1 protein-coding gene is annotated in these 431 nt (G+C 63.3%); it reads left to right on the forward strand.

Annotation, left to right across the window (positions count from 1 at the left end; all coding sequences use genetic code 11):
- On the forward strand, positions 1-431 hold a 431-nt coding region (locus tag GM672_RS27895; RefSeq protein WP_155473709.1), incomplete at both ends, for an IS1595 family transposase.

Raw genomic sequence — 431 nt, forward strand, 5'->3', positions numbered from 1 at the left:
GACGACCGGCCCAAACCCTTGAGCGGCATCGTCGAGGCGGACGAAACATATTTGCTGGAATCGCAGAAGGGATCGCGTCACATGACGCGTCCTCCTCGGCGGCGCGGCGGCCACGCCAAAAAGCGCGGCATCAGCGGCGAACTGGACTGCATCCTGGTGGCGCGCGACCGGCAAGGGCGCACCTGCGATTTCGTGCCGGGGCGCGGGCCCGTCACGGTGGCGCAATTGCAACAGCATTTATTACCCGTGCTGGACAAGGCCGTGCTGCTGGCCACCGATGCGGCGGCGGCATATCGGGATTTCGCGAAAGATCACGGTATTGCACATCGGGCCGTCAACCTGCGCCAGGGCGAGCGGGTGCTGGGGGAAATTCACATCCAGAACGTGAACCGCTATCACGCCGTCTTTAAGACCTGGCTGATCCGCTTTCA

It is taken from the genome of Pseudoduganella buxea (genome assembly GCF_009720835.1).
Lineage (GTDB): Bacteria > Pseudomonadota > Gammaproteobacteria > Burkholderiales > Burkholderiaceae_D > Rugamonas > Rugamonas buxea.